Source organism: Flavobacterium sasangense DSM 21067, from assembly GCF_000686885.1.
Taxonomy (GTDB): domain Bacteria; phylum Bacteroidota; class Bacteroidia; order Flavobacteriales; family Flavobacteriaceae; genus Flavobacterium; species Flavobacterium sasangense.
Genome location: NZ_KK366036.1, coordinates 20,456 through 27,226 on the forward strand (window position 1 = coordinate 20,456; position 6,771 = coordinate 27,226).

Genomic DNA, 6,771 nt, shown 5'->3' on the forward strand with positions numbered 1-6,771 from the left:
GCTTTATATTGATGACCATTTACTTGATATAAAAACCCTAGAATGTCTTGGTAGTGGTTTTGTCCTTTTGGTAAAATCTCCTTGCTCAACATTAAAAACAAACATCCCTTCTATTTTATACAACGATTCAATATGACCTGAACCTAACCAAAGATTGATAATATACTTGTCGGGTATTAAAGTTATTTGCTTTAAAGTTATTGTAAAACTAATTTCTTCTCCTTTTTTTAAAGCAAATAAATTAAAACCATCATCTTCATTAGTAACATGAGACATTAATTCTAAATTAGTATTCAATATATCAAGAGCTATTGATAAATCAGATAAGTAGTCATTAGCTTTTAAAACTAGTTTTATCTGAATCTCATCACCTAAAAACACGGTACCATCGTTACTTAAAATCTTTCCTTTATAGAACACTTGATGACTTAAAACTGTTACTCTATTTGAAAAAAGATAATGTTTGCTGTAATCTTTGAGACTATCTATCGACATTTGAGAATAGAAATCAATACTTTCATTTACATAACCATCAAATGCTTTATATCCATTTTCCAAAACAATTCCTCTGTTACACAAACTCTTCACCGCCGCCATATTATGACTCACAAACAACACCGTTCTTCCTTCCCCTTTACTCACGTCATTCATTTTCCCCAAACACTTCTTTTGGAATTCAGCATCTCCTACTGCCAACACCTCATCTACAATTAAAATCTCCGATTCTAAATGTGCGGCAACAGCAAAAGCCAAACGCACATACATTCCAGAAGAATAACGTTTTACAGGCGTATCGATATAACGTTCTACTCCTGAAAAAGCTACTATTTCATCAAATTTTTTGGTAATCTCGTGCTTACGCATTCCTAAAATTGCACCGTTTAGATAAATATTTTCTCGTCCTGTCATTTCAGGATGAAAACCGGTTCCAACTTCTAATAAGGAAGCAATTCTACCTTTGGTATAAATTTTACCCGTAGTAGGTTGAGTTACCTGACTTAATATTTTTAATAAAGTAGATTTACCAGCACCATTACGACCAATAATCCCCACAGAATCGCCTTGGTTGATTTCAAAATTGATGTCGCGCAAACTCCATACGTAATCACTTTCGCCTTTACTGCTTCTATCATTCGCTTCCCCAATTTTTAAAAAAGGATCTTCTTTACCACGCAAATTGTACCACCAACGCTTCATATCGTCTTTCACGGTTCCCGTGCCTACGAGTCCGAGACGATATTGCTTGGAGATATTTTCTGCTTTTATTACTACTTTACTCATTATTTATTTAAAATTCAACATTCGTTAATCATCATTCAAAATTTGATGCTTTTTAAAACACATAGTCACAATAGTTTTTCTTTGTGTTAATTTTAGTCCGAAGCTTCGGACGTTGCACTTGGCATAGTGAACATAGAAACTATTTTTAAATTCAACCCGTCCAAACACCTCCCTAACCCTCCTCAAGGAGGGAACTCCTTCTTATCACTTTTATTTATATCATTTTCAATTAAAAAAATTTCTTTTCATTCTTTTACCCATTTCCTCTTCTCCCAGTCTCCCTCATTCCTTGTCTCTAAAAAAGTGAAACGCCTCTGTGTAGCTCTCTCAACACCGACCACTTCAAAAAATCTCTGTGTATCTCTGTGCAAAAACATTTTCATTAGCCTTCGACAAGCTCAGGATGACAATCGTGTGAAACAAATTTCTAAAAATTTATCTTATTTAATTTTAAAAATCACTCCAATTTCTCTAATCCGCGTTCCTAAAAATTCAACATTCGTTACCCGAGAGCTCTGCTCGAACTGGCGAAGCAATCATCATTTAATATTAAAATCACCTCGCTACACCCCTAAAGTCCCCTCAAGGGGACAATTCCTTCTAATAACTTTTTCCCTTTATCACTTCAATTAGAAAATCCGCCATCATCCGTGCTTCGCATTAGCGAATCCGTTTCATCCGCGTGCCTATCTCAATACCAACCACTTCAAAAAACCTCCGTGCATCTCGGTGTAAAAAATTCAACATTCGTTATTCAACATTCAAAAACTTGAAACCTGAAACTTGAAACCCGTCTAAACCGTATCCATAAACGTCTTCTGCGTCTTATTAAACACCAAAACCCCTATCGCTAAAATTACTATCGAAAACAAAGACGGATAAACTAAATCTAAAATCGTAAACTCCCCAACTCCCAAATACGCAAATCGCATATAATCAAACAATCCTACCAACGGATTCAATTCTACTACCCATTGATAAGTTGAAGGAACCGATGAACTTGGATAAATAACCGGAGTAGCATACATAAACAACTGCACACCAAAACCAATTAACTGATTCAAATCTTTATATTTCGTGGTCATGGAAGACAATATCAAACCAATTCCCATGGAAATTAAAGCCATTAATACGATGATTAGGGGAGTCAGCAATATCCAACTATTAGGATGAATTTGATTTTGCAAGGTAAAATACCCCACAAAACAAACAAACAATAAAAACTGCACCCCAAACTTCATCAAATTGGAAATCACAATCGTTAATGGCATGATTAATCTTGGAAAATATACTTTCCCAAAAATACCCGCATTGGCATTAAAAACACCAGATACTGTAGTTAGACATGTTGAAAAATATCCCCAAAGGGTGATTCCGGCCATGTAGAATACTACTTTTGGTGCACCATCAGTAGATAATTGCGCCACGTTTCCAAAAATGATAGTAAATGTAATCGTAGTCAATAAAGGCTGAATAAAAAACCATAACGGACCTAAAATGGTTTGTTTGTATACCGTTACAAAATCTCTACGCACAAACAACACCAGTAAATCTCTGTAATGCCAGAGTTCTTTTAGATTTATATCAAAAAGAGAATGTCTTGATTCAATTACGGAATCCCATTGTTCTGCTGTAGTATTTTTTTGATTCATTGATGTAATGTATTGTAAAAGTCTTACCTAACAAGACTTAGCGGTCAAATTTAAACTTTTTTAGTGGATGGACAAATTTTATCAAGTAAAGTCTATTTTAAATTTTAAAGGTAAGGGCAAAATTCAAGGGCAAGGGCAAGATCAAAAATCAATTTGAAACTTGAAACAAAAACTAAAACATATAAGTCATATAAGTTTGTTTTGAGTTAATTAGATGGTGGTGAAAAGTTCATAAAAGAAATGCTGAAATGAATCATGCATAACAAACAAATCGTAGAGTCTATTGTGATTTATGTCAAGTGCAACGCCCTTAATAAACACAAAGCGAAACTAATGTGACTATGTGTTTCAAGAAAAATCCGCCAACTTCTGCGCTTCGCATTAGCGAATCCGTTTCATCCGCGTGCTAATACTTGAAACAAAAACTAAAACATATAAGTCATATAAGTTTGTTTTGAGTTAATTAGATGGTGGTGAAAAGTTCATAGAAGTTTTTTTTGCACGCAAAGACGCTAAGTCGCAAAGTTTAAAAAAATGGGAAAATTTGTATAAAAACCTTTTCCGCAGTCCCCATTTCGACAAAGCTCAATACTGGCTCACTCGAAGTGACAATTATTTTTATACGCTCTCTGTCAGACTGAGCGAAGTCGAAGTATCGAAGTCTTTCATTAGTTCTCGACCGACTGCGCTCAAAGTGACAATTATTTTTATACGCTCTCTGTCAGACTGAGCGGAGTCGAAGTTTTCATTAGTTCTCGACTCCACTCAAAGTGACATTATTTTTATTCCTTTTCAAATTCAAAATTCAACATTCGTTACCCGAGAGCTCTGCTCGAACTGGCGAAGCAATCATTATTCAACATTGAAAACACCTGCTACACCCCTAAAGTCCCCTCAAGGGGACAATGCCTTCTAATAACTATTTTATATTATCACTTCAATTAGAAAAATCCTCATAATCCTTTAATCCGTGGCAAAAAAAACAAAAAAGTGAAACGCCTTTGCTCCCTTTGCAACCCGAGACTAAAGATCCAATTGACGAAGTAAAAAACTTAGCGCTCTTTGCGAAAAAACTTAGCGTTCTTTGCGTTTAAATCAACATCACCACACCCCTAAAGTCCCCTCAAGGGGACAATTCCTTCAAAAAAATCCGCCAACTTCTGCGCTTCGCATTAGCGAATCCGTTTCATCCGCGTGCTAATACTTGAAACAAAAACTAAAACATATAAGTCATATAAGTTTGTTTTGAGTTAATTAGATGGTGGTGAAAAGTTCATAGAAGTTTTTTTTGCACGCAAAGACGCTAAGTCGCAAAGTTTAAAAAAATGGGAAAATTTGTATAAAAACCTTTTCCGCAGTCCCCATTTCGACAAAGCTCAATACTGGCTCACTCGAAGTGACAATTATTTTTATACGCTCTCTGTCAGACTGAGCGAAGTCGAAGTATCGAAGTCTTTCATTAGTTCTCGACCGACTGCGCTCAAAGTGACAATTATTTTTATACGCTCTCTGTCAGACTGAGCGGAGTCGAAGTTTTCATTAGTTCTCGACTCCACTCAAAGTGACATTATTTTTATTCCTTTTCAAATTCAAAATTCAACATTCGTTACCCGAGAGCTCTGCTCGAACTGGCGAAGCAATCATTATTCAACATTGAAAACACCTGCTACACCCCTAAAGTCCCCTCAAGGGGACAATGCCTTCTAATAACTATTTTATATTATCACTTCAATTAGAAAAATCCTCATAATCCTTTAATCCGTGGCAAAAAAAACAAAAAAGTGAAACGCCTTTGCTCCCTTTGCAACCCGAGACTAAAGGTCGAATTTACGAAGTAAAAAACTTAGCGAACTTTGCGAAAAAACTTAGCGCTCTTTGCGTTTAAACCAACATCACCACACCCCTAAAGTCCCCTCAAGGGGACAATTCCCTCTATAAACTTTTTTATATTATCACTTCAATTAGAAAATCCGCCAACATCTGCGCTTCGCATCAGCGAATCCGTTTCATCCGCGTGCCTATCTCAACACAATCCTCTTCAAAAAAATCTCCATGTAACTCTGTGTAAAACAACCCCGCTACACCCCTAAAGTCCCCTCAAGGGGACAATTCCTTCAAAAAAATTCGCTATCATCAGCGCTTCGCATCAGCGAATCCGTTACATCAGCGTGCCAGTTATATCACCCAATCTCTTCATCTCCCAGTCTCCTCGTCTCCTCGTCTTCCAACATCCCCACCATCAAACCGTCTTCAAAAAACTACGCAAATCCACCACTTTAACCCCTTGATAACTTGCCCCATCAAAGACACTCAAAGTGACCACCATTTTAGGGTAATTATCGTCAATGGCGAGCAAATTGCCAAATTCGCGCTCCATAGTTTTTTCAGCATCAAGAGTCAAAGCCACTTGAACATAGATCTTTTCGTTTTTTTTCTCTGCTATAAAATCAATTTCTTTATCTCCTAAAACCCCCACTTTTACAACATATCCACGAAATACCAAGTGATTATAAACAACATTCTCTATAATTTTGACACGATCTTCAATGCGATAACCCCAAATAGCATTACGAATACCTAAATTTTCAAAATAAAATTTATCACCTATTTCAAACAAACGTTTCCCAACGAGGTCATAACGTGCCACTTTATGTAATAAAAAAGCACTAACCAAATACTGTATATAGGTTTGAACTTGGTTGGGCGCCATATTTATTCGTTGCGACTTCAAAAAATCACTAATCTTTTTAGCGGAAAACAAACTGCCTGTCTGAGCCGCTAAAAACTGAACCAATTGCTCTAAAAAAAGCGTATTACGAATAGAAAAACGATTAATAATATCGCGATAAACAATGGTATGGTAAATATTTTTTAAATATTCAAAAACGATGGCATCCTCTAAAGGCAAATGTTTGATATAAGGCAAACCACCATACTTTAAGAAAAGATTCAAACTAGCTTCAGTATCCGTTAAAGTATGAAATTGTAAAAACTCGACATAAGACAAACTGTAAACCGTTATTTCAATATAACGCCCACTTAAATGCCCAGCTATGTCACCCGACAATAAATTCGCATTACTACCAGTACAATAAATATCAAGGTTTTCATAAAGCAACAACGAGCGTAGTGCTGCTTCAAAATTTTCTACATCCTGAATTTCATCAATAAAAACAAAAGTTTTACTTCCTGTAGCTTGATTAGAAACAACATAATCGTGTAAATCAGTAGCCGTTTTAATGTGAGAAAAACCAAGATCCTCTTTGTTGATATAGATTATTTTACCTTCAGGAAAATGTTCTTGCACATACGCAATAATTTGAAACATCAAGTAACTTTTCCCCACGCGGCGTTGCCCAGTAAACACCTTTATCAGGTTTTTACCAATGAACGGAATCACTCGTTCCATGTAATCCATTCTTGCAGTAATCTGTTTAGGAATATTCATTATAATCATACTTTAAATAATACGTAAAAATACAAATAATTATAAACATAATTATAACTTTTGCGCAAAAATAGAATTATTATAAATACAATTAAATCATCTGTCCTCCATTTTTCCTTATCTGTAATTCCGAGCTTGCCGAGGAATCTCCTGCCAAGCAGGCAACCCTACCCGCTAAAAAAAGTGCAGCTATTATCCAACTCTCCCCATCTCCAACCCTCCAAAAAGCAAAACGCCTTCGCGCATCTATCTCAACTCAAACCTCTTCAAAAAAAGCTCCGTGCAACTCGGTGCAAAACTTCGCCCAAAATCATGTAAAATCTGTGAATCTGCGGTAAAACCAACATCACCACACCCCTAAAGTCCCCTCAAGGGGACAATTCCTTCTAA

Annotated in this window: 3 protein-coding genes; all 3 read right to left on the minus strand. The window is 36.0% G+C overall.

Going from position 1 to position 6,771, the window contains the following annotated elements; all coding sequences use genetic code 11:
- Positions 1–3: 3 nt before the first annotated feature.
- The 3 genes from BP92_RS16985 to BP92_RS0115500 all read right to left on the minus strand — a co-directional run bounded on the left by BP92_RS16985 (position 4) and on the right by BP92_RS0115500 (position 6,381).
- Positions 4–1,281 carry an ABC transporter ATP-binding protein gene (locus BP92_RS16985; RefSeq protein ID WP_084329811.1) on the minus strand — a complete coding sequence of 426 codons (1,278 nt, stop codon included), beginning with the start codon at positions 1,279–1,281 and terminating at the stop codon, positions 4–6.
- 794 nt (positions 1,282–2,075) lie between these two features.
- Positions 2,076–2,933, minus strand: a complete 858-nt coding sequence (locus BP92_RS0115490) for an ABC transporter permease (RefSeq protein ID WP_026726854.1) — start codon at positions 2,931–2,933, stop codon at positions 2,076–2,078.
- A 2,239-nt stretch (positions 2,934–5,172) separates the two neighbouring features.
- Positions 5,173–6,381, minus strand: a complete 1,209-nt coding sequence (locus BP92_RS0115500; protein WP_245598393.1) for an ATP-binding protein — start codon at positions 6,379–6,381, stop codon at positions 5,173–5,175.
- Between the last annotated feature and the right edge of the window lie 390 nt (positions 6,382–6,771).